At 33.9% G+C, this 22,678-nt stretch carries 24 protein-coding genes; 14 read left to right on the plus strand and 10 right to left on the minus strand.

Annotation, left to right across the window (positions count from 1 at the left end; all coding sequences use genetic code 11):
• Positions 1 to 27: 27 nt before the first annotated feature.
• The 3 genes from NMAR_RS05585 to NMAR_RS05595 all read right to left on the minus strand — a co-directional run bounded on the left by NMAR_RS05585 (position 28) and on the right by NMAR_RS05595 (position 3,007).
• Positions 28 to 2,319, minus strand: coding sequence for a fibronectin type III domain-containing protein (locus tag NMAR_RS05585; RefSeq protein WP_187146512.1), 2,292 nt, complete (start codon positions 2,317 to 2,319; stop codon positions 28 to 30).
• Positions 2,320 to 2,390: 71 nt separating this feature from the next.
• Positions 2,391 to 2,768, minus strand: coding sequence for a hypothetical protein (locus NMAR_RS05590; protein ID WP_012215424.1), 378 nt, complete (start codon positions 2,766 to 2,768; stop codon positions 2,391 to 2,393).
• A 2-nt stretch (positions 2,769 to 2,770) separates the two neighbouring features.
• Positions 2,771 to 3,007, minus strand: coding sequence for a hypothetical protein (locus NMAR_RS05595; RefSeq protein WP_012215425.1), 237 nt, complete (start codon positions 3,005 to 3,007; stop codon positions 2,771 to 2,773).
• A gap of 97 nt (positions 3,008 to 3,104) precedes the next feature.
• Between NMAR_RS05595 and NMAR_RS05600 the strand changes: the two genes are divergently transcribed.
• From NMAR_RS05600 to NMAR_RS05615, 4 genes are all read left to right on the plus strand, one after another.
• A complete protein-coding gene (locus NMAR_RS05600; RefSeq protein WP_012215426.1) occupies positions 3,105 to 4,871 on the plus strand; it encodes an SDR family NAD(P)-dependent oxidoreductase in 1,767 nt (588 codons plus the stop codon).
• Between the two features lie 2 nt (positions 4,872 to 4,873).
• On the plus strand, positions 4,874 to 5,323 hold the full coding sequence (locus NMAR_RS05605) for a hypothetical protein (protein WP_012215427.1): 450 nt from the start codon (positions 4,874 to 4,876) through the stop codon (positions 5,321 to 5,323).
• 79 nt (positions 5,324 to 5,402) lie between these two features.
• On the plus strand, positions 5,403 to 5,780 hold the full coding sequence (locus NMAR_RS05610; RefSeq protein WP_012215428.1) for a response regulator: 378 nt from the start codon (positions 5,403 to 5,405) through the stop codon (positions 5,778 to 5,780).
• A 4-nt stretch (positions 5,781 to 5,784) separates the two neighbouring features.
• Complete coding sequence (locus NMAR_RS05615) at positions 5,785 to 7,377, plus strand: PAS domain S-box protein (protein ID WP_012215429.1); 1,593 nt, start codon at positions 5,785 to 5,787, stop codon at positions 7,375 to 7,377.
• Positions 7,378 to 7,444: 67 nt separating this feature from the next.
• Here NMAR_RS05615 and NMAR_RS05620 read toward each other — a convergent pair whose 3' ends face one another.
• The 4 genes from NMAR_RS05620 to NMAR_RS05635 form a co-directional block, all read right to left on the minus strand.
• Positions 7,445 to 10,195 (minus strand): fibronectin type III domain-containing protein, encoded by a 2,751-nt coding sequence (locus NMAR_RS05620; RefSeq protein ID WP_148680130.1) that lies wholly within the window; start codon positions 10,193 to 10,195, stop codon positions 7,445 to 7,447.
• A gap of 207 nt (positions 10,196 to 10,402) precedes the next feature.
• Complete coding sequence (locus NMAR_RS05625) at positions 10,403 to 11,176, minus strand: sulfite exporter TauE/SafE family protein (protein WP_012215431.1); 774 nt, start codon at positions 11,174 to 11,176, stop codon at positions 10,403 to 10,405.
• A gap of 35 nt (positions 11,177 to 11,211) precedes the next feature.
• On the minus strand, positions 11,212 to 11,844 hold the full coding sequence (locus NMAR_RS05630) for a hypothetical protein (RefSeq protein ID WP_012215432.1): 633 nt from the start codon (positions 11,842 to 11,844) through the stop codon (positions 11,212 to 11,214).
• A 40-nt stretch (positions 11,845 to 11,884) separates the two neighbouring features.
• Positions 11,885 to 12,376, minus strand: a complete 492-nt coding sequence (locus NMAR_RS05635) for a DUF192 domain-containing protein (protein ID WP_012215433.1) — start codon at positions 12,374 to 12,376, stop codon at positions 11,885 to 11,887.
• A gap of 85 nt (positions 12,377 to 12,461) precedes the next feature.
• On the opposite strand from NMAR_RS05635, the gene NMAR_RS05640 reads away from it, so the two are divergent.
• Complete coding sequence (locus tag NMAR_RS05640) at positions 12,462 to 13,205, plus strand: hypothetical protein (protein ID WP_012215434.1); 744 nt, start codon at positions 12,462 to 12,464, stop codon at positions 13,203 to 13,205.
• Positions 13,206 to 13,213: 8 nt separating this feature from the next.
• Here the strand turns inward: NMAR_RS05640 and NMAR_RS05645 are convergent, their stop codons facing one another.
• The gene (locus NMAR_RS05645; protein WP_012215435.1) at positions 13,214 to 13,570 is read right to left on the minus strand and encodes a hypothetical protein; all 357 of its coding nucleotides are present in this window, start codon (positions 13,568 to 13,570) and stop codon (positions 13,214 to 13,216) included.
• A 136-nt stretch (positions 13,571 to 13,706) separates the two neighbouring features.
• On the opposite strand from NMAR_RS05645, the gene NMAR_RS05650 reads away from it, so the two are divergent.
• Positions 13,707 to 14,171, plus strand: coding sequence for a metal-dependent transcriptional regulator (locus NMAR_RS05650; RefSeq protein WP_012215436.1), 465 nt, complete (start codon positions 13,707 to 13,709; stop codon positions 14,169 to 14,171).
• On the opposite strand, the gene NMAR_RS05655 is transcribed toward NMAR_RS05650, so the two are convergent.
• Entirely contained in the window at positions 14,158 to 15,975 is a 1,818-nt protein-coding gene (locus tag NMAR_RS05655; protein WP_012215437.1) for a PINc/VapC family ATPase, read from the minus strand. The genes NMAR_RS05650 and NMAR_RS05655 overlap by 14 nt on opposite strands.
• Before the next feature lie 225 nt (positions 15,976 to 16,200).
• Between NMAR_RS05655 and NMAR_RS09765 the strand changes: the two genes are divergently transcribed.
• Genes NMAR_RS09765 through NMAR_RS05670 form a run of 4 tightly spaced genes read left to right on the plus strand, consistent with a single transcriptional unit; the run spans position 16,201 to position 18,932 of the window.
• Positions 16,201 to 16,338 (plus strand): hypothetical protein, encoded by a 138-nt coding sequence (locus NMAR_RS09765; protein ID WP_187146513.1) that lies wholly within the window; start codon positions 16,201 to 16,203, stop codon positions 16,336 to 16,338.
• Positions 16,339 to 16,378: 40 nt separating this feature from the next.
• On the plus strand, positions 16,379 to 17,800 hold the full coding sequence (locus tag NMAR_RS05660; protein ID WP_012215438.1) for a TldD/PmbA family protein: 1,422 nt from the start codon (positions 16,379 to 16,381) through the stop codon (positions 17,798 to 17,800).
• Positions 17,801 to 18,391, plus strand: coding sequence for a uracil-DNA glycosylase (locus NMAR_RS05665; protein WP_012215439.1), 591 nt, complete (start codon positions 17,801 to 17,803; stop codon positions 18,389 to 18,391).
• Positions 18,375 to 18,932: a DNA-3-methyladenine glycosylase gene (locus tag NMAR_RS05670; protein WP_148680132.1), complete on the plus strand. Its 558-nt coding sequence runs from the start codon at positions 18,375 to 18,377 to the stop codon at positions 18,930 to 18,932. The genes NMAR_RS05665 and NMAR_RS05670 overlap by 17 nt, the downstream gene beginning before the upstream one ends.
• Here NMAR_RS05670 and NMAR_RS05675 read toward each other — a convergent pair.
• Positions 18,929 to 19,561, minus strand: coding sequence for a VTT domain-containing protein (locus NMAR_RS05675; RefSeq protein WP_012215441.1), 633 nt, complete (start codon positions 19,559 to 19,561; stop codon positions 18,929 to 18,931). The two genes, NMAR_RS05670 and NMAR_RS05675, sit on opposite strands and share 4 nt — an antisense overlap.
• 89 nt (positions 19,562 to 19,650) lie before the next feature.
• On the opposite strand from NMAR_RS05675, the gene NMAR_RS05680 reads away from it, so the two are divergent.
• From NMAR_RS05680 to NMAR_RS05695, 4 genes are all read left to right on the plus strand, one after another.
• The gene (locus NMAR_RS05680; protein WP_012215442.1) at positions 19,651 to 20,025 is read left to right on the plus strand and encodes a hypothetical protein; all 375 of its coding nucleotides are present in this window, start codon (positions 19,651 to 19,653) and stop codon (positions 20,023 to 20,025) included.
• Between the two features lie 130 nt (positions 20,026 to 20,155).
• On the plus strand, positions 20,156 to 20,449 hold the full coding sequence (locus NMAR_RS05685; RefSeq protein WP_012215443.1) for a hypothetical protein: 294 nt from the start codon (positions 20,156 to 20,158) through the stop codon (positions 20,447 to 20,449).
• A 92-nt stretch (positions 20,450 to 20,541) separates the two neighbouring features.
• On the plus strand, positions 20,542 to 21,363 hold the full coding sequence (locus NMAR_RS10065) for a hypothetical protein (protein WP_338037100.1): 822 nt from the start codon (positions 20,542 to 20,544) through the stop codon (positions 21,361 to 21,363).
• A gap of 111 nt (positions 21,364 to 21,474) precedes the next feature.
• Positions 21,475 to 22,677: a nucleotidyl cyclase domain-containing protein gene (locus NMAR_RS05695; RefSeq protein ID WP_148680133.1), complete on the plus strand. Its 1,203-nt coding sequence runs from the start codon at positions 21,475 to 21,477 to the stop codon at positions 22,675 to 22,677.
• The last annotated feature ends 1 nt before the right edge of the window (position 22,678 follow it).

Raw genomic sequence — 22,678 nt, forward strand, 5'->3', positions numbered from 1 at the left:
AAAAGAGCTTTCTCCATACTTTAGAAATCATCTTACAGGTTTGTCAGATACTAGAAAAGATAATTGTGCCACTTGTTCACCACGATATTCAGTAATTATTTCGTAGGTTCCTTCCATCCAGTGTTTGTTAAGAACTACAGGCATGGAATAAAATCCATCACTATTTACAATAGCAGTCATGTGTTTTGTGATTTTATCTGGATGAATAATTATGATTTTAACAGTATTTGATGTAGATAGTTCTTGAATATGTCCAGAGATATTCATGTGGAGATCCCTTGACGAAGTAACATACACATCATTATTTTCAATTATTAACGAGCCCCCAGAGGTAGATTTTACAAGTAATGTTGGTTGTGATTCATCAAAACTAGTCTCTGGTTTTTCAAAATCTGCACCATATACAATGACAGAGCCATTAGCCCAAGGATGAAGTGCACAATAATAATCATAGATTCCTTTGTAAGGAAATTCATGTTGTACTGTTTGACCAGGAAACAAAATGTATCCAAATCTATTATCATTATTATTAACAGAACCACTAGTTACAGTGTGTGTAAAAGAATCGGTGTTAAACCAAGTTATAATTCCCCCTTCTAAGATTTTTGCATCGGAGGGAGTAAAACATGAATCATCCATTTTACATGTGGGATTTGATGTACCATGAGTAATTTCAACTTCTTCAGTAAGATTAACCTCATCAACATGATCAGTATTTGATTGAGGATTAGAGATTTCCCAAATATCATCAACTTGAACAAATGAAGGGATTCTAGATTCATGCCAGGATTGCAGTAGAATATTAGATGAAGTCATAGGCTTTTGAAACATCAAATCAAGATTAATCCATAACCATTCATCTTCATAAGAAGGATATACTTCAACATACTTGAAAATATCATTAGGATCTATAACATCAAGAGGTTTTCCTTTATCAAAAATAATTTCAACGTCACTGTTTTCTACAGTTGTAGAGGATGTAGAATAAGTGTATAATGAAAGATGTTCAATTTTTGAACTTGAAAGCATATCCCATAAACGAATTTGAAGTTGAACTGGTTGATTTGTTTCTGCAAAGAATTTAGGAGCTAGTGTTTTTTTAGAAAAATCATGATATAGTCCTAATTTTTTATACGCTCCCATTTCTTTGTAATTCTTAAAATCAGTTTCATCTGAAAATTTACTGTATGGGAAATATTGATCAAATGGGAGATTAAGAGGAGCATCATATTCTTTGGTATCACCATCATCACCAACATGTGTTGTGAATTTGTAAAGACCAATTCCTTGAATTTGTGGAGGAGGTCTAATTTTTGACGTGCCTGTAGAGGTATCAACAGGGGGCAAATAAACACCAGGTAGTAACGTAGTCTCAGTTACAATAGTTGATGAACGACCAATATCAATTGCGTTAATTGCAGCAACTTTGTAACGATATCTTGTATCAGGATCTAAACCTTGATCAGAATATGTTGTGTTTGTATTGCCAGTATCAGCAATGTAGATTTCCCAAGGGTCTGATGCTTTTTTGCGTTCAATTTGGTATCCTGTTATTGGAGACTCACCATCGTATGGTTCATTCCAAGACAAGTTTATCTGAGTATGGCTAATTGCAGTCGCAGTAAGTCCTGTTACTCTATCGGGTTCTGTTATCTCAGTAGTTGTAGCAGCTTTGGCAGTGGATGCAGTTCCAATCCCAATTGCATTAATTGCAGCAACTTTGTAACGATATCTTGTATCAGGATCTAAACCTTGATCAGAATATGTTGTGTTTGTATTGCCAGTATCAGCAATGTAGATTTCCCAAGGGTCTGATGCTTTTTTGCGTTCAATTTGGTATCCTGTTATTGGAGACTCACCATCGTATGGTTCATTCCAAGACAAGTCAATTTGTGTTGGACTGATTGTAGTGGCCGAGAGTCCTGTTACTCTATTTGGTTCTGTTATTGCAAAAGTTGTAGCAGCTTTGGCAGTGGATGAACGACCAATATCAATTGCGTTAATTGCAGCAACTTTGTAACGATATCTTGTATCAGGATCTAAACCTTGATCAGAATATGTTGTGTTTGTATTGCCAGTATCAGCAATGTAGATTTCCCAAGGGTCTGATGCTTTTTTGCGTTCAATTTGGTATCCTGTTATTGGCAATCCTCCGTCAGAAGGTTCATTCCAAGACAAGTCAATCTGGGTCGTACTGATTGCAGTTGCAGAAAGTCCCCTCACTCTATCGGGTTTAGTTTGAGCAAATGCATCTTCACTTAACATAAATGAAAATAATACAGATAATGAAAGAAATAAAAAAAATATTTTTTTATTCATATTCATAGTGAAAAATGAGCGCATAAAAGGATGAATTTGATTTTTGAATTTGATAATATTATCAAATAGTGTTAAACAGATTTTATGTGACCGGCAATACGATCATAGATATCAAAAAGCTCTTTTGTGATTCCAAATGCCAAATGGTTATCCCATTTACTACGAATTCTAACTGCATTCTCAGTAGGTTCAACATAGATGGTTGCATCTTTTACTGATTGTTGTGCAATCATCTCATTTAATTCAGAATCATGATTTAGTTTTTCAGCAAGAGCACCAGTGCCATTCCAACTTACACTTTCAACAGTTTTTGCTGCAAAATGACCTCTAGTTTTGAGTTGTGTTTTTGCAACAAAGTTACCAACGTTTCTACCAGTGTCTTTTCTAACGATAAAGTGTGCTTGATATCTGTCTAGTGCGCCCCAAGGCATTGGATTTGGATCTTGCATTTTTACCCCTTTTGAATAATTTGAATTACGTCAATGTTAGAGTTCTTGACATCAAGACATCCTCTATTTGTTATCATTCTTGCTGTATGAGCAAAATATCTACTGTAATAATCACCTTGTTCAACATCATCGGTTCCAATCTCTTTGGATTCAGAATCTATACCGATCTCCTTTAACATACTACTAAATTTCTCAGGCCATGTTTGATAGACGAATGTATCTGGCTCTGTATCATGCATCAAAAATCATGAATCATACCCACAAATAAAGATATCAAGAAAAATTTCCTAGAGATCAATCCAATTAAATATCACAAAAGATTTGAGATTTCTATCTATGTTAAAATTCCAAGACAAAGTCGCACTGGTTACAGGAAGCGGAACAGGTATTGGAAAAGCCATCGCAACAAAATTTGTAGAAAATGGTGCAAGTGTGATTATTCTAGGTAGAAGAAAAGAACCACTTCAAGAGGCTGCAACAGAACTTGAAGGAAAAATCCCACAAGGAGTAAATGCAACAGTCAAAATTTTTGCAGGAGTAGATGTTGCAGATGAAACAGCAATGAATGAAATGTTTGACACATTAAAAAATGAAGGAACCAATGTAGATTACATTATTAACAATGCAGGAGTTTCTGGTCCTGTTACATGTTTTGCAAATTCGCCATTAGATGAATTCAAAAGTACTATTGCAATTCATTTGACTGGAACCTTTTGGGGTTCAGTTCAAGCACTAAAAGTAATGAAAGAAGGAGGAAAAATAATTACAATTTCAACATTCTTTACTGAAGAAAAGCCTCTAGAGCAAAGACCATACAGATTTAGAAGTCCATACACAGCATCACAAGGTGCAAAGAACAGACTTGCGGAATGCATGTCATGGGAATTAACGGATAAAGGAATTATATCAATTGCAACAAATCCAGGTCCAGTTCATTCAGATAGAATTTACAAGACAGTATATCCAAAAGCAGCAGCAGAATTTATGAGAGTTAGCGGATTTGAGGACTTAACTCCAGTTCAGGTTGAAGAAGCAAAAGATGATTTACTAGAATGTATCGAAGCAGACGGAATTAACAAAGAGGGAATTGCAAAGACAGCAGAAAAATTAGCAAATGGAAGAGATGTCGCAAAATTAACAGAGACATTTACAAATCTATTAACAAAAATTAAAACTATAGCTGAGAAAGTACAAAACAACACTTCTCACATGATTGCAAATAGAGAATTTTTGTCACAAGCACAAGTATCTGAAACAGTTCTCAACTTGTGTGATGATGAAATTGCAAAGATTATCAACGGCAAAGTGATTCCAGGAGATAGAGTATTTTATGCAGTAAAACCTCACATTGGAACCACAGCACCAGGAGTTCATCAACCAGACTTTACAGGAAAAGCAGTAGTCTTTACCATTGATGGAACAGACAAGACAGATGCAGAAAGAGTTGAATTTTTGGCAAGCCATGTTGAGAAAAATGGCGGTAAAGTTGCATGTTTCATTTCACAATCAACACCTCAAGAAATTCAGGATTCTATTAGTGGAAAATTCCACTCTCATGTAGTAGATATCAAGAATCCTGAGGAAGTAGAAAGATGGTTAAACACTGCCAAGACAAACATTGGAGAAATCCTAGCAGTGGTTCATGTTACAGGTAAACTACCAGAAGTAGGAAATCTAACTGAACTAACCAGAGCAGGCTGGGAAGAATTAGTTGCAAAATTCATATCAACACCAGCAACTGTTGCCCAAAAAGCACTAGAGCAATTTGTCCCAGGAGGAGGAAAAGATCCAAGACTCTACAAAGACAAAACAGGTTCTATCATGATTATTGGTCCAGACTTGCCAGTTGGAAAAAAAGTTTCAGGAACACAAAGAGCACAAGTGGAAGTTTTCAGAGGAGCATTAAGACCATTTACAACAACAGTTAATCAAGAATTAAGTGACGTACTAAAATCTAAAATCAGAATGTTTACTGTATTCCCAGGTTCTGTAACAGGAATAGAGCCAGACAATCAAAAAATTGCGGATGCATTTAATTTCCTAGTATCAGAAAATTCTGCTTCATCATCTGAAGTAACTTTCTGTGTTGACGAATCAAGATAAGAATGAAAAAATTTTCAGAGTTTAGAGTAGGTGATGCATTTCACTCTACATGCAGCATTTCAGAAAAAGAATTAGAAGAATACCTAAATTTTTCAAGAGTTAGAAATGCATTCTTGGAAGACAAACAGAAAGGTGAGCAAATTGTTTCAGGACGAGCAATCTTATCTAGAATGGAAGGAGAATTTACAAGACTAAGTCAGATTTATGGAAATCATATTATTTTTCTTGGAACAGATGGAGATCCAGACTGGAAGAATAGAAACACACGATTTCTCAAACCATTATACACAGATCAAGTTTTGAAATTAAAATTCACAATATCACAAGTAGAAGATATGGACGATGAATTTGGAAAGATAGGAGTAGATTATGAAGGGACAGATAACGAGGGGGAAACAATAGTACTGTCTAAAAGAAACATCTACAGAATCAAAAAAGAGCCTCCAAGATAAAACAAGCTTTGATTCAAATACGATACATGAAAATAATCATATTCGTTTAAATACTCTTAAGGTAAGATCTACTTAAGGTATGAAAATTTTACACATAGATGATAATGCTACTTTCACAGAAGTACTCTCAAAATTATTGGAACTGCATGATCACACATGTGATGTCTCAAATGATGGAAAAGAGGCACTGCAAATGGCTTTGACAAACAAGTATGATGCCATAATTTTAGATTTAGACATGCCAGAATTTACTGGAAATGATTTCATCGATGAGTTAGTAAAGGTAGGAGTCATTTCATCGCAAAATATTATTGTCTTGACAGGGTTATTGCCATCTGAACAAGAAGTACAAGACATGATTAGTAAAGGAGTCAAGATATGTGTTGAGAAACCAATTTCAATTGAAAAACTAAACGACATACTTGTATCATTGACAATCAAACCTTCTACTAGTTAGAGACATGAAATTATTTTACAGAAATGCAATTGTTCTTAGTACATTAAATATTGCAGTAGTACTTATCCTTGCAGGAATAGTTTTTGAAAGCATCAAAAATGACAAAGTAGAAAATATTTTATCTGAAAAACAATTTGAAATAAATTTCAAAGCAGCGGATTTTAGAGATTTGGTTCGTTCAAACATAGAGCAAACAAAACTGCTATCAATTATGCCAGAGATTCAAGGGATTGTAAAGTTTACAGATTATGGCAGTTCGGGAAGCTTTCAATTTGATGAAGGGTTTTGGTCAGAGTTATTAGAAGAAAAATTCACAGAAATTATAAAAAACAATCCAAATATCCATCAAATTCAAATTTTTAGTTTTAACGGAAATGAAATCATACATATTTTTTCAGAGAATAGTGGACTACACGTAGAAGATAGTAATGAACTCAAACATTCAATGAGTAACGATGTGTTACAAAAAGTAACAAAGTTACAAAATAATGAAGTGGAAATATCAAGTATAAAACTTAGTGAAGTAAATAACAAAATCGAAGTTCCTCACAAACCAATTCTCGAGGTAACTACGCCAATTTTTCTTAGTAATGATGAACAATTAGGATATTTGAAAATCACTTATGACATGCAAGATTTTTTGTATGAACTCAGTCAGAGTGCAAGTGGAAAAATGCTAACAATAGACAATAAAGGATATTTCATTGATCATCCCGATAAATCAAAAATATTTGGCGATAAATTAGGCACAGGTATCAATTATTTTTCAGATCAGCCAGAATTGAAGAAAAATTTGGAGATATCAGATAATAAATTCCACTATGATGAAGATGAGCAAGAATATAGGATATGGAACAAGATATCTTATGACAAAAATGATACATCAAATTATTGGGTGGTAGTATCAGTAACTACAGAAGAAGAATTATTTTTGTCAGTTGAGCAATTGAGGTCAGACGTACAACTAGTCATGATTCCCTTTTTGGCAATAACAATAGTTGTCACCATAATAATTTCAAGACACATGTCAAAACCAATCGAAGTTCTAACTGAAAAAATTCTCAAAATAAAAAAAGGGGAGAGTGGAGATTTGATCAATATCAAAGGAAATAATGAGATTTCTCAACTTGGTAATGCATTTAACAAGATGACAAAATCGTTAAGTCAATCACAGCACACATTAAAAGAATACGAGCAGGCAATGAAAAGCAGTCTTGCAGATGCCAAGAAATTTTACAATCAAATAGACCAATCAACTGCAATATCAAAATTTGACATTAATGGAGACTTGACATATGTTAATGAAAAATTCTGCAAGATGACAAAATATACTAAAGAAGAGTTAATGGGACAAAATCAAAAGATTCTAAGATCAGGATATCATGATGAAAAGTTTTATCGTGAAATGTGGAAAACCATTCTATCAGGAAAGATCTGGACAGGGAATTTAAAAAATAAAGCAAAAGACGGTTCATATTTTTGGGAAAAAAAGATCATAATTCCAGATGAAAACTCTGAAAATGAGATTATTGGATTTTTAGCAATTCAAATTGACATACAAGATCTGATGGAAAAAAATTCAAAGGATTGGACATAAGAATTAAAAAATACAAAACAAAAACTTTGATTTCATTTGTTGATTAAAAATTTGTAAGTTCAGAAAATTAAGGAGTAGATTCAGTAGTTCTGATAACAGTGCACACGCCATCAATTAGTTTAGTGCCAGTACCACAGAAACCATACACCTTTTGAGGCTCTCCAGAATCATGAAAATCAACTGCTTGACCTATTGAAGAGTATTGAGAATAATTATCATCAAACCACTTCTGGAATTTTTGATCAATGTTGTAACGTGCAACATAATAGTATGGATCCATTGATTCATCTACAAAATCAGCAGGAATTTGTGGAGGTTTCTCTAATCCGACTGCCTGATAAATTGAATCGTATTCTGAATAATTGTCATCAAACCACTTCTTGTAATTTGGTTCATTGTTGTATCGGTCAACATAGTTTTGAGGGTCTACAGATTCATCCACAAATGAAGCCAGTCCCAATTCACCAGGTTCTGTCTTTACAGGTTCAGATGTTGGCTCGGAGGTTGGTTCAGATATGGGTTCTGAAACAGATGAGTCATTTACTTTAATCTCTATTGTTTGGGAATCAAATAATTCATTTTTCCTAACTTCAACTACAATATTGTATGTCTGACCACCATCAGAAGATGAAGGTGTCCATGCAAATGCACCAGTGTTTGAGATTATTTTTGCACCAGAAGGAGCATTCTTTAGACTAAACACAGGATCTTTGATTGTATTATCAGTTAGTTTAACTGCAAATGACAGCAATTGGCCTTCATTTACTGTCAATTTGCCCATAGGACTGAGTGCAAGACCAGTAATCTTGGCAGTTGCAGATGATTCATTTGAAGGTTCACTAACACCTACAGAGTTTATTGCTGAAACTCTATACGCATATTTTGAATTCTCTACAAGCTCAGAGTGAACATATGTTGTAGAAGAGTTTTGGGTGTCTTCAACTACAGTACTAAAAGAACCATTATCTTTTTTAGATTCAATCTTGTATCCGGTAATTTCAGAATTGCCATCATCAGTAGGAGAGACCCATGTGAGAGTTATAGAAGTGGAAGTTTTGGTAGATGCGGTTAATTTGATAGGTGATGAAGGAACAGTCATATCTACAGATGTTGAAACTAGTGGATCTTCAGTAGTATCAGTAGAATCGGATCTAGGGGTTGCAGAGGCAGTGTTTGATTCCCCTGTTTGACCAAATCCAATATTTGCAGTAACTGCATACGTGTAAGTTTTGTCAGTTGCCAAATTAGAAACAACATATGTCAAAGTCTGTCCATTAGTACTTCCAACATCATCATAAACGCCAGGAGTAAGTACGCGTTTTATGTTGTATCCGCTAATTGATTGTTGGAATGTTTCAGAAGGTGCCATCCATGAAAGTTTTATCTGACTAGGAGAAATTGCAGAGGCAGTTAATGCTACAGGAGTGGTTGTGGATTCTGGTTTAACTGTAGCAATTGATGATGCACTACTAGTTCCCACAGAGTTGATAGAATATACACGGTAACTGTAGGTTTCACTTTCAGATAATCCATCATGAACAAATGAAAATACATTGCTAGATGCATCAGGAGTTATCGCAATATAGTTTTCAGAACCTATCCTATACTCAATCTTGTATCCAGTAATTTCTGGAATGGTTTCATGTTGTTCAGGAGCATCCCAAGTAAGAATAATAGATGTAGGGGAAACAGGAGATGCATCAACATTTACTGGTTTTTCAGGGGTTTGCACGGCAGGTTCAGAGTTTAGATCAAACACTTGAATTCGGTCATTTTTAGAATCTGCAACATATAACAAATCATTAGAATTGTCTAAAGCAATTCCAAGAGGAGAATCAAACTGTCCATCGGCTGTTCCAGTAGAGCCAAACTCATCTACAAAACACACGCCATCAATAATTTCATCGGTACCATCAGGACACGTAGTTCCATCAACAATCTCAAAAATTTGGATTCGGTCATTGTCAGAATCTGAAACATATAACAAATCATTTTCAGAATTTAATGCCAAGCCAGAAGGATCATCAAATTCACCTTCATCATCTCCCGAAGAGCCGAATTCTTTGACATAACATATTCCATCTACTGATTCTATTGTACCATCAGGACACGTAGTTCCATCAACAATCTCAAAAATGACTATTCTATCATTTCCAGAATCTGCAACATATAACAAATCATTAGAATTGTCAATGATCATTTCACTTGGATTTGTAAAATCATCATTTCCGTTAAAAGAGTCAAAATCAAATAGAAAATTTCCAGTAGAGCCAAAAACAGAGATTGAGTCATTTTCAGTGTTTGAAACAAATATTTTTCTTGAAGAATCTTGAATTGTCACACCTTGTGCACCGCCAAGATATTCATCGTCACCACTATCAGATGAACCAAGTTTGAATTGGAATTCTCCATCATCGTCAAATACTTGTACTCGCTCGTTTTCAGAATCTACTACAAAAAATTTACCTAATGCATCCATAGCAATGTAAAGAGGAGTGTTAAACTGTCCATCTCCATCTTCTTCAGCGCCATCAGCATTATCATTACAATCTTGAATTTGTGCTACATTACAGAAAGTACCATATAGAAAATCAGCATCACCATCATCATCAAATACGTTTATTCGATTATTGTTGTTATCTACAACATAAATTTCCCGCCCATTACTTTTCACTATAACATCAGTAGGATTATCCAGTTCATCGTCATCAGAACCAAGAGTTCCAAATTTGAATGAAAATTCCACATCAGCATATGCAGTCGGGATTATTGCAATCATTCCAATCAAAAACAGGCTTAAAACAAGATTTTTTTCCAATTTAATGTCAATTTACGCTGATTTTTAATAAATTAGAAGAAAAAAATCATCGGTCTTTTGATCAATTAGATTAACCCATATTTGTTCATCATTTGTTGTAAGTAAAATACAGGAGAGCCGACTAGTCTCCCCCGCCCTCAGATCATAAGACCTGACGAACAATATACATTACAAAATTTGTATAAAAGCACAAAGAAAATTTTGAGCCTAAAATCCTAACAAAACAGAATTTCCAGTTAAAGAATCAAAGAACAATTTTCCTGCGGCAATCAAGATAACTACTGAAACCAAAATTTGGAGAGATCTTTCTTTGATATCAATAGATAGTCTTGCTCCGACTAGTCCACCAATAAAAGAACCAATTGCAAGTAGGCCAGATTGAAGAAAATCAGGATGGCCCAACAAGCTATGAACAATTACTCCTGATGATGAAGCAAATAGTAGTATCATTTGAGAAGTGGGGGCAGCTTTTTTCATTGTCATACCCATACCAACTACCATCAATGGAACAAACACGATTCCTCCACCTATTCCAAAGAAAGAAGATATGATTCCTGCAAAGAAACTAGCACCTATTGCAAAAATCATCATTTGTAAAGAAATTTTCTTTTCTTTTGATTCGATTTTCTTTCTCAAGAAGATATAAGCAGCAGACGCAATTAATACAAATCCAAACAGTGCCTTGAAAATATCAGAACCTACATCACTAGAAACAATTGCACCTAATATGGTTCCAGGAACAGATAACAATCCGAGCTTCAATCCTAAAGAATATTCAATTCGTTTTTGTTTAGAATAAGACATAGTTGATGCAACAGCATTACTAAGAGCTGCAAAAAGACTATTACTTGCAGCAGCAGTTGGAGGGAATCCTAGAAAAGTCAAAACAGGAACAACAATAACACCTCCACCCAATCCAATCATAGAACCCAACACACCTGCCGCAAATCCTAATGGAATAAGCCATAGTTGATCAATCATATCAATCGCCAATCAAATAATTTTGTTGTATATAATTAGAGGTGCTTTGTAATGATTAATGTCTGCAATACAGAATCATCTTTTGTAGTAATCTCTAAGAGAATTTCAGTGTCGGCCAAATTATCAATTTTTGATTTGATGTTACGCTTGTCGGAGTCATAATAGAAAGTATGAACAGCGTCTAACCATTCAGGAATGGATTCAAACTCAGTAGATTCTTCTTCCCAGCAATCACAAACAAGCGTTTGGATCACAGTCTCAAATATTGCATACGTCATTTCTTTATCAGATTCCAAAGTATTGGTTTCAAGATTGGCAATTGCCATAATCGGGGATGCAGTACTTCCACCAACGTTGATATTTCCGATAGTATCACCATTAGAATTTAAGACAGCAGTAGTGGTACAATATTCTACATTTTTTGGAAGTCCTTTTTCAAAAAATGTACAGTATTGACTAATAGTATGATCAGTTATTGCAGTTGGAGATGAAACAAAAATGTCATGTTCTTTTAGAGATGTTTGGATATCTTCAATATCATAATAAGTAAAACCAGAATTATAAATTGGAGTGGTAAGTGATTCAGTAGATTCTTCAGGAATTAACATTGCATATGATGCAACAGCTGCAATTCCAAGAATAATTGGAATAATAATTAATTTATTCACAAACAACAAATCTGTTATGCAAAGATAAGGTTTTGCAATTCTAAATTGAAATTATTGTTAGAACAGAATCTTTTGTGATGTTGTTTTGTTCAATAAAGCCAGCAGTCACCTCAAGAACATACAATGCTTCATTTTCAGGTACCACACTTTGACATGTAGCAATTTCTAGAGCGGCTTTGCATGGAGGTACATCTTGTTCCATGTGGACCATTTTTCCATTTTCATCAAACCACATCATATCAAGTGAAAATTGCATATTAAGCATCCATAAAGAATACAATCCAGATTCATCAAAGACAAAGATCATGCCTTGATCATAGGGTAATTGATCTTGAAACATCAAACCACGTACTCTTCGAGGCTCATTATCTGCTATCTGTACTTCAAGCGGGACATCATCAACTTTGATCGTACCCCTAGGAAATTCAACTGATTCCAACTTACTTTCTTCAGGAATAGACATCAAGCCTACAACCCCAATAATAACAGCAGCAATAGATATGGGGATTAGTGCCTGAGCCCTAGTAGTCATGTTTTGAATTGAGTACGGCTTTTAAAATACGTTAATTATTTTTGAAGTCGAGGACATTTATACAAATAATTAGAAATTACAATAATTGTCTGAAGATAAAGTATTACCAAAAGATAGTGATTCAGATTACAGCTTACCGGGTCGTTATGAAGAAAGTAATTTTACATATGAACAACCAGCTATATCTTACGAAAACACACCAAGATCTAAAAGTAAAGGTCTTGCAATAGGAGTAATAGCTTTTGCAATCATATCAACAGGGTTTTTTTCATATTATTTTTTAAACCAAAATGAAATTGATTCACAAATTGTACAAAATACATTGAACATTAGTCCTGAACAAATTTTGGCAAATCAATACAATGTTGGAAAGTATGGTAGTGATCATGCACATGCTGCAATACTTGTAGTATTAGATGGAGAACAATTGAATTTTGGATTACCACAATTTCAATTAGCCAGCAAATACATTCATTTTGAAGATCATAATCCATATTTGATTCATAAACATGCAACAGGAGTACCATTAGAAATGCTATTTGTATCAATTGGATTAAAAATAACACAAGAGTGTATTTTTATCGAATATGATTTTTCCAATAAAGTTAATGAGTTTTGTGCAGATGAAAAGAAAATAGTTCATGTTTATCTTAACGGAGAAAAATTCTCATCAGACATATCACAGTATGAAATTCAACATAATGACAGAATACTAATTACATTAGATGAAACATCGATTTCAAAACACTTGAAGTATTTAGATTCATTTGAGATATTTGATGTGCCAAAAAAACCACTAGTTAATTCAGATAAAGATATTCTCATCTAAGAAAACATCTAGTGATTCATTACAGATGTTTTAAAATCACTAATTGATGTAATGGTGTTTTTTGTTTGATGTCCAATATCGTGAATTGTGGCACTGTTGTATTTCTTCTCCAAATATCTACCTGCAACTATCATAGGGCCACCGACTGCACAAGTCACACCAGTAGGTTCTGGAATCCACAACATCAAAAAGCCTATTTTTTGGAGTTTTTTGCCAGGAGCAGGAGCTTTCTGAAGGGCACCTAATGAACGAGCAGTACGACTATCATCCATTTTTGCAACATCAGAGTACAAATTTGCTCTTCGTTTTGCTGATTCGGAGATTTTTCTTATTTTTTCTAGTCGTTCTTTTAGAGGATCTGCCATTCTTATATCAAATATTGGAAAAATTAGTTAAGATTCAAAGATCAACAACGGTTACTTCTGAGTCAACAAAGAGTAACCAAAAATCTCTGAAAAAGACACTCAATTATAGTAGATAAAATTTAGATACAAAGATTACATGAAGACCAAAAATTCCAAAAGACTAGATTCCATAAAAGCAGCACATCAATCAGAAAGAGCTCGCTCTAGTACTAGAATGGAGGATTATTTGGAAATTATTTCAGAATTAGTTGAATTAAAGGGATATGCAACTACTTTAGATATTTCAAGATACATGAATGTAAGCGCACCCAGCGTTACCAAAATGTTACAAAGATTAGATGAAGGAGGATATCTAGAATATGAAAAATATCATGGAATCAATTTAACAAAAAAAGGAATAGAAGTTGCAGATGGAATAAGACAGAAGCATGGAATATTGTTAGAATTTTTTGAGATTTTAGGTATTGGATATGATACTGCAAATCAAGACACAGAAGGAATTGAACATCATCTAAATCCAAAGACAATAAAACAATTAAGAAAATTCATTACATTTTTAAAAGCAAATCCAAAGATTATTGAAAATTTCAAAAATCTTTGAGAAATAATTGAATATCGTTTTGGGATGAAGCTAGTTTCATCAAGGTCCTTGCAACATCAGAGCGTTTTGGAATTTTGATTTGTCCCTTTTTACCAATCCTAGTTGATGTAATGTATTCATCACGAACATAAACGTCTGCATGCATTGAAGTGTACTCTTTACTAACAGTGAGGATTAGAGCTGTTTTTGATTCTGAAAAAGTAAAAGGCAAATCGTTGGAGTCTAAATTATAGTGTTCAGAGTCTTTTTGAACCACATCAACATGTACTTGAAGGGATTTTTCGATTTCATTAATGTTAGAACCTCCTCTACCAATGATTGATGGTATGTATTGTTCATCAACCATCACCTTAACTCTGTTATCAGATAGAATCTCAACTTGTGCTCTAGGATCATACTTTTTGAATGTCTCACGAATTTTCTCTTCAGCTAGTTTTTCAATTCCTACTTTGGTTTTTTTCCCTACAGGAACTATCACATTTTCCTCTCCAAATGTATAGATTTCATGCTCCAACGTATTATCAGCAAAATCACGAATTTCAATAACAGGTCTAGCAAGATCAGACTCAGTCATTCCAGAAGGTACCTTTACCTTTAATTCTAAATCATAGACTTTTTTGATTTGTCCATCTTTAACAAACACGACAGTATCCAAAACATTTGGAATAATTCCAAGCTCAATCTTTCCAATGAATCTTTGAATTGCATCTAAAGGAGAATTTGCATGAACTACTCCCACCATCCCAACTCCAGTCAATCTCAAATCAGCAAAGGTTCTGAAATCTTCGCGTCTCCTTACCTCATCAAAGACAGTATAATCTGGACGAACTAAGAGCAAGATATCAGCAGTATTATCAAAACTCCCATCAAGCTTACTGTATTGAGTAATACCAGGATCAACTTGCAAGTCACGAGGAGATTCGAATGTTTTTACAATCTTTCCCTTGTTATGATAAAAATTTGCTAGTCCTGAAGCCAAAGTACTTTTTCCAGAACCAGGAGCACCTGAAATTACAATTCCTTCTGCCCTATCAGAGAATCGCTCCATTAGTTTTTCAGAGATATCATAATCTTCAAGAGACATTTGGATTATTGGATGAACTATTGTTATCTCAAAAGATTCAGAGAATGGAGGATGAGTAATTGCGATTCGATAGTCTTCATGCTGTACTACTGAAGCACCTGTTTTTGATATTTCAATAGTGCCAGAATCATTTGCATTTGCAATATCTAGAATTTGAGAAGAAATCATTTCCAGATACTCTCGTGAAAGAATATCATCGCTGATTTTTGTAAGTAAAAAGGCACCAGGTTTACCGCGTTTAGCAAGTGGATGTTGGTTTTCTTTTAGATGGACACTCATTGTTTCAGCATCAAAAAACTTTAGAAATTCCAAAGTTTCTTTAGGGATCTCTGTTTTCAAAAATACAGTTTGAATTCCTTCTGCTTGTGCAACTAAATGCTGAACATGATCAGATGTGTAAAGGGTAGCATTGTTTTGTTTTGCCATATCCGCAATTAAAGCATCAATTCTTCCACCTCCGGCAAGTTTAATTTCATCAGAAGACAGATGGGTGCCTTTTTGGATTACTTCTAAACCAAAACTGCCAGAAAGATCTTTTAGTTTACGAATTTTTTCTAACCCCACAAATCCCTGCTCTTTTTTATTTGATGCTTGTGATTGTAATTCGTCTAATACTGCTTGAGGAATGATGATTTGGGAGTTTTTAACAGATCCTTTTTCTATTTGAGATATTAATTGACCATTAATTATAACACTGGTATCAACTACAATTTTTGACATATTACAGATTATCGTTAAGGCGTATACTAATTATCGTTTCCTGAAAATATTACAAGGAGATTTTTGAGGGCTTAAATCAAAATGTTTTTCATTGGCAAAAAATGTCATTTTCATGTATCGTAGCAAATCATCATATTCAAGAAATCATGCTGCTTAAAGAAAATAAGCTCCAAGAACTAAAATCACTCACTCTGTTCAAAAAATGCTAATTTGACAAAATACAGTATGAGCATACATGAAAAAAACAAAGAATTTTACAAAAACTGTACACAATATTTTGAATTCTTGCGTAAAATTGGAAGAACAGACTATGAGTTTGAAGATGAGTACTATTTTACCATGCCTGCAATATCTAACAGTTAGAGACCAGAAGACTTAGGAATACCTCCAAGTTCCATAGCATATGGATACCCAACTAGAAGAATTTGCAGATTATGCCATAAAATATGCAGATGATGCAAAAGTGCAGTATTGTGACATAAGATCTGAAGAACAAGAAAGAGTATCAATACTAATTGAAAATGGAGAAACAGAACACGTTAGAACAATTAATGATTCAGGAATTGGAATAAGATTAGTAAAAGATGGGACATGGAGTTTTTGTTCAATTACAAATCCAGAATCAAAAGAGCAAGTAAGAAAAGCAATTGACAGTTCCATTAAAAATTCAATGCATTATGCAAAAAACAAAAAAGAATCATTTTCACTTTATCCAAATAAAAGCATTCAAAAAAAGATAGACTACCATACAGAACAAAAACCAAACTTAGAGGAATTAATCAAAATAGGCACAATATGTAACAAAATCATTTCAGATACTCCAAAAATTATCAAATCAATAGTAAATCCATGGTATACAAATAACTCAAAATATTTTGCAAACAGTGAAGGCTCAAAAATTTCACAGAATTTTTCAGATGTTGTAATTGATATGGTTGCTATTGCACACGAATCAGGATTAACTCAATCAGTAAACATAACAGAAGGTGGTAGAGGTGGCATAGAACAAATTACTAAAGGAGACAAAGCACAAAACAGCGCACAAGAGATTGCAAAAAAGGCATCGAAATTATTATCAGCAAAACCTGCAAAAGAAGAAAAAGCCACCGTGGTTATGAATCCAGATTTTGTTTCATTACTCACACACGAAATATTGGGTCACCCATCAGAGGCAGACAGAGTTTTAGGAAAAGAGATGGCATGGGCAGGAGGAGCATGGTGGAAAGGAAAAATTGGAGAAAAAATTGGTTCTGAGCATCTAAATGTCTTTGATGATCCTACAATTGAAGAGAGTTTAGGATGGTATCTTTTTGATGATGAGGGAGTTCAAACAAAAAAGACAACTCTAGTAGAAGAAGGAGTTTTGAAGAATCATATGCAAAATAGAGAGACAGGGAAAATTTTCAATGAAGAACCCACTGGAAATATGAGGGCAACAAACTATCGATTCATGCCATTGATTCGAATGGCATGCACATGTATTGAAAATGGAGACTGGGATGTAGATGAAATGATTAAAGAAGTAAAAAACGGATATTTGATTTCAAACATGAAGATTCCATCAATTGATATGAAGAGATACAATTGGAGCATATCTTGTCAATATGCACAAAAAATTGAGAATGGAGAAGTGACTGACTTGCTTAGAGATGTCATTGTTATGGGAACTGCGCCAGAATTTTTCCAATCAATTGACGCATGTGGAAATGACTTTACAGTAAGACCAATTACAAATTGTGGAAAAGGAGATCCGATGCAGTCAATGATCATGGGAAATGGAGGACCTTCTATTAGAGGGGTTGCAACAGTAAAGAGTGTGAACTAGATGAACCAGTTAGAGACAATAAAACAGAATGTGATTAAATGTACAAAATGTGATTTGTATAAAACAAGAACAAATTCAGTTCCAGGTAAAGGTAATTTTCAATCAGACGTGATATTTGTTGGGGAGGCACCTGGAAGAAACGAGGATAAGAATGGAGAGCCATTTGTAGGTGCAGCAGGAAAGAAACTTTCTGCAGCATTAGAAGGGGCAGGAGTTTCTAGAGAGGATGTATACATTACCAATGTTGTAAAATGTAGACCTCCAAACAACAGAGTACCAAATACGAACGAAAGAGACACGTGTAAAGAGTATCTAAAAAATGAAATTTTAATAATCAAACCAAAAATTATTTGTGTTTTAGGAAATACAGCATTTAATTCAGTTCTAGGCGGTTCAGAGATTACAAAATTCAGAGGAAAATTAGTGAGAAAAGATAACCAATTGTATTTTTTGACAATTCATCCTGCTGCAACAATATACAATCAAGAATTAATCTCCACATTAAATGAAGATATTAAAAAACTCTTTAATTTAATCACAGAGTTAAAAAACAACAAAATAGTTTCAATTGATATTGAATACACTTCCTAGAAAATTTTATCTTCAAGACACAGTAACTGTTGCAAAAAATTTGTTAGGTAAAAAAATAATCAGAAAAATAGGAAGGAATGAAATTTCAGGAATAATCACAGAGACAGAAGCTTACAAACACAAAGACGATCCTGCAAGTCACGCATATAGAAAAATTACAGATAGAAACAAGGCAATGTTTGGCGATGTGGGAATTGCTTACGTGTATTTCACATATGGGATGTATTACTGTTTTAATGTAGTAGCTAGAAACCCAAAAGTTGCAGCAGGAGCAGTATTGATTCGAGCAATTGAACCAGAAAAAGGAATTAAAAGAATGCAAGAAAATCGGAATAAAAAAGATTTGAAAAATCTTACAAACGGACCTGCAAAATTAACTCAAGCATTAGAAATCACTAAAGAACAATACGGCGTAGATTTGACTAAAGATTCAAAATTATACATTACCAAAGGAATAGAGGTAAAAAAAATAACTTCATCACCTAGAATAGGAATCAAAGAGGCAACAGACAAGTTATGGAATTTTAAGATAAATATCTAATCTTTGTTGTTTTCATCTAATGTCCAAGGAGCAAATTTACCAAGAATTCTTTGCCAGTCTAATCTCAAAAGTAAAACTACAACTGCAGTCATCATGGCTCCAAAAGCAATAATTCCAATGTAAACAGGAGTTGCATCATCAATGTTTTCAAGGAATGGCTCAACTAAAGACAATCCAAGATAATGAGAAACAAAAACAATGGTATAACTTAGAACAAATTTTCCAGTCAATGTAGCTATAAAGAATCGTTTTGGATTGTATTTTGCAAGTCCTAATGGAACATAGACTAAATCATCAGGAATGGGGGTTGCAGCTGCAAAGAATGCAGCACCTGCACCATATCTTTTTACTAATCTCTCAAAAGGTCTCATTCTTTTTCTAGTTTCTTCTTTGATAATTCTTCGTCCACCATAACTTACATAGAATATGATTTGTTTTGCAACAGTAGCAGTAACTGCAGATAAAATTGCCAAGACATGCAGATCAAATTGATCACCAACAGACATGGTAGCTAACAACAAGAATCCAGGTAAAGGAACAAAGGGAACAAGTGAGCCAAAAAAATTAACTAGTGCTAAGCTAAGATAACCTACTTCAGGTGCAAATGGAAAAAGATCAACAAAATCCACTATTCAGACTGTTTTCACGTATTATTTAATCAAAACTAGATGAGAAAACGTGACATCATTAAAATATCATCTTTTATCAACCTCAATAAATGAAACAAAACGATTGCAGAGACGTATGTGATACAATAGCAACAATTAGCCCATACATTAGATTTGTAGGTGTAATTGGAGAAAGTGGCGAATTGTTGGCATATAAAAGAAGACAAGATTTGGTGCCTTTATTGAATGAGAAAAATACACAGTATCAATTTTCACATATTGCCATAAAGACGGATTTGGAGGGGTTTTTTGATAAAAACCTAGGTGAGATTGAATTTGTATGGGAGGAACGCAAAAAGGTTCAGACCATATCATTTGCAATCAAAAAGCAGAGGGTTTGGATTTCAATTGATAAAAAAGTAATTAGATCAGAGATGCTCAGGATTATTGATGCCTGCCTGCCAATTGTAAAAAAATATTCATAGAAATTGAAATGCCCATATTGTGAGATTGATTTAGACTCACTTAGTATGACAGATGGATTGAAACATGTTTTAGAGCATAAAAAAGAAAATCAAGATTAAGTTTTTTGTATAACTTGAATCATTAAACAATATGGAAGAACCTGATGAAATTCAGAAATTAATTGATGAGATCAGTTTTCGAAAAGCAAATTCCAAGGATTACAAGAATATGAAAGTCGAGGAAATTAGTAAAGAGCTCAAAGATGTGATGGAATTTGAAAGAGAGTCTTTTAAAAAAATTGAAGAATTTGAAAAAACACAGGACAATCCAGATTTAATCCAATATGCCAAGATGATTTGTAAAAACACCACACAAAGAGAGATTACACAGATTCAAGAAGTATATCTAGAAAAAATTGATGAGGAATACATAAAATCAAAATGAGTTTCTAAAAATCATCTTTTACCTGAATCAAAAAACAAATCCATTTCAAGTCTTACAGACAACCTCAAATATCCATCCAAATAATGACTTTTATGAATATCAAAAGAGTAGTCTGGTTTTTTGTTTTTATGGGAATATACTCTTTGATCTTTCAAATCGGTTCAATGTCAGAACCAACAAGAGAAGAAGTAGAAGTATTCATGGAAGAATTTGAAAATGTCACAGAAGACATTGATGCCATAGGATTATTTGTTCACAATACAACACTATCACTTCCAATGTTCATTCCAGGAATTGGTGTAGCATGGGGATTATTTTCAGCTTGGTCAACAGGATATGCATTTGCCAATATAGCTGCAATCACACCAGGGCTTGCAGAAACCCCAGCATTTTCAATTCTATATTATTCCCCTTACGGATTTATGGAAATTGTAGCCTATTCTCTTGGTATTTCAAGAGGTTTTATCCTAATTGTAGGAATCATCAAAAAGAATAATCTCAAGTCGTTGTTAAAACCAACAGGGGCAGAAATTGCCATAGTCATAGGCCTGTTACTAGCAGGAGGATTCTTGGAGCATTATATGATAGAATCAGAAGGAAGTAATCCAGAGATTTCTAAAGAAGATGAACCAGTTACATATTCATCAGAATTACCAAAAGCTTGTGACGGAGTAACCAGTGTAGAGACTCAACTTCATCCTACAGGTGAAGAATGTGTGAAATTGCTTAATGAGCAAATTTTTGTTTATTGTTTGTCTGAAAATAATGAAGATGAATCTATTGCTCAAGGTTGTAGAGCAAAAGCACTAATGCAAATGGATCAAAATTGTAAGGGAAATGAACAATCACCTTACAACACATGTATGATGACAGAATTAAAACAGGCATATCAGAACATGGTTCCTAACCAATAATGATAATTTAGTATCAAATTACTTTCTCGAAATAGCACATTCAGAAAAAATTATCATAATATCTTAATTAAAATCAAAAATGTTATTTGTTTGACTTATGTTGTAGTTATTATGGATTTTACAGCATCTCTACGACTAATCCATGCAAATTTCTTCTTTGTAGATATAGTTGGGCTATCAGATACATCAATGTCGACTAAAACTCAGATAAAAAAAATTGAAACTTTGAATAAATGTATTTCAGACTGCAAATCATTCCAATCAGTTCCAATAGATTCACTACTTCTTTTACCAACAGGAGATGGCTGCTGTATTGGATTTTTGCAAGGACCAGAATTACCATTGTTGCTTGCAATAGAACTACATGAGAAATTAGCACAATACAATAAAGCAAAGATTCCAAGTGAAACAGTTAGGGTAAGAATCGGATTACATAGTGGTAACTGTTTTCTAGTAAATGACTTACTTGGTCAAAGAAACACATGGGGACCAGGAATTATCTATGCAAGAAGAGTTATGGACTTTGGAGATGATGGACATATTCTCCTATCTCCATCACTAGCTGAAGATTTACGTTCGTTATCAGACGAATATAGAGAAGTCATCAAACCAGTTCACGATGTAGTACTAAAACATGGAATGACAATGCTACTTTATTCTGCATATGGTGAAGGATTTGGAAACAAGAAACACCCAGAAAAAGGAGCATCCATGCGAAGTAAGTACGGAGAAGAAATACTTCGATTACAAAAAACAACACTATACCCATCAATTGATTTAGTATTGTCAGTAATAGATCCAGAAAAGATGATAGTAGAACACAAAAGAACATACGAAGTTGTAAACACATCAAATGAACCAATCAAGACAGTATTACATGGAATTGCAACAGATGTAGACATTCCAGACATTAACGACATGAACATTAACGTGTATGATGAAAAAGACAGAGAATGTCCAATCACAAGTATTAATGTGGATAAACCAGATGTCAAAGAGTTTACTACTCAATTTAGTGAGCCAATAACAAAAGAAGACACGGGTAAAAAATACACTTTACAATATGCAGTAGAAGAGCCTGAAAGATATTTTGAGAATGCGTTTTTGATTGATTGTCAGAAATTCAACATGGCATTCAAATACCCTACAGGAAATGGAATCAAGCGACCAGAGTTATTAGAAATTAACCAAGAGACAGAGGCCAAAACTCCATCAAAAATTGTACCAGAGATAAGCACAGAAGGTACTCAGGAAATCATAAAGTGGACGATGGAAGATATTCCTAAAGGGAAAACATACCGTATAGAGTGGTAAA

The sequence above is a fragment of the Nitrosopumilus maritimus SCM1 genome, from assembly GCF_000018465.1.
Taxonomy (GTDB): domain Archaea; phylum Thermoproteota; class Nitrososphaeria; order Nitrososphaerales; family Nitrosopumilaceae; genus Nitrosopumilus; species Nitrosopumilus maritimus.

What these genes read in the sequence shown, in the direction of transcription:
- NMAR_RS05680 (WP_012215442.1), top strand. Translation starts at nt 19,651, where the DNA reads ATGAAACAAAACGATTGCAGAGACGTATGTGATACAATAGCAACAATT.
- NMAR_RS05645 (WP_012215435.1), bottom strand. Translation starts at nt 13,570, where the DNA reads ATGGCAGATCCTCTAAAAGAACGACTAGAAAAAATAAGAAAAATCTCC.
- NMAR_RS05610 (WP_012215428.1), top strand. Translation starts at nt 5,403, where the DNA reads ATGAAAATTTTACACATAGATGATAATGCTACTTTCACAGAAGTACTC.
- NMAR_RS05585 (WP_187146512.1), bottom strand. Translation starts at nt 2,319, where the DNA reads ATGAATAAAAAAATATTTTTTTTATTTCTTTCATTATCTGTATTATTT.
- NMAR_RS05615 (WP_012215429.1), top strand. Translation starts at nt 5,785, where the DNA reads ATGAAATTATTTTACAGAAATGCAATTGTTCTTAGTACATTAAATATT.
- NMAR_RS05595 (WP_012215425.1), bottom strand. Translation starts at nt 3,007, where the DNA reads ATGCATGATACAGAGCCAGATACATTCGTCTATCAAACATGGCCTGAG.
- NMAR_RS05600 (WP_012215426.1), top strand. Translation starts at nt 3,105, where the DNA reads ATGTTAAAATTCCAAGACAAAGTCGCACTGGTTACAGGAAGCGGAACA.
- NMAR_RS05695 (WP_148680133.1), top strand. Translation starts at nt 21,475, where the DNA reads ATGGATTTTACAGCATCTCTACGACTAATCCATGCAAATTTCTTCTTT.
- NMAR_RS10065 (WP_338037100.1), top strand. Translation starts at nt 20,542, where the DNA reads ATGAATATCAAAAGAGTAGTCTGGTTTTTTGTTTTTATGGGAATATAC.
- NMAR_RS05605 (WP_012215427.1), top strand. Translation starts at nt 4,874, where the DNA reads ATGAAAAAATTTTCAGAGTTTAGAGTAGGTGATGCATTTCACTCTACA.
- NMAR_RS05685 (WP_012215443.1), top strand. Translation starts at nt 20,156, where the DNA reads ATGGAAGAACCTGATGAAATTCAGAAATTAATTGATGAGATCAGTTTT.
- NMAR_RS05655 (WP_012215437.1), bottom strand. Translation starts at nt 15,975, where the DNA reads ATGTCAAAAATTGTAGTTGATACCAGTGTTATAATTAATGGTCAATTA.
- NMAR_RS05660 (WP_012215438.1), top strand. Translation starts at nt 16,379, where the DNA reads ATGGATACCCAACTAGAAGAATTTGCAGATTATGCCATAAAATATGCA.
- NMAR_RS05665 (WP_012215439.1), top strand. Translation starts at nt 17,801, where the DNA reads ATGAACCAGTTAGAGACAATAAAACAGAATGTGATTAAATGTACAAAA.
- NMAR_RS05590 (WP_012215424.1), bottom strand. Translation starts at nt 2,768, where the DNA reads ATGCAAGATCCAAATCCAATGCCTTGGGGCGCACTAGACAGATATCAA.
- NMAR_RS05650 (WP_012215436.1), top strand. Translation starts at nt 13,707, where the DNA reads ATGAAGACCAAAAATTCCAAAAGACTAGATTCCATAAAAGCAGCACAT.
- NMAR_RS09765 (WP_187146513.1), top strand. Translation starts at nt 16,201, where the DNA reads ATGAGCATACATGAAAAAAACAAAGAATTTTACAAAAACTGTACACAA.
- NMAR_RS05625 (WP_012215431.1), bottom strand. Translation starts at nt 11,176, where the DNA reads ATGATTGATCAACTATGGCTTATTCCATTAGGATTTGCGGCAGGTGTG.
- NMAR_RS05635 (WP_012215433.1), bottom strand. Translation starts at nt 12,376, where the DNA reads ATGACTACTAGGGCTCAGGCACTAATCCCCATATCTATTGCTGCTGTT.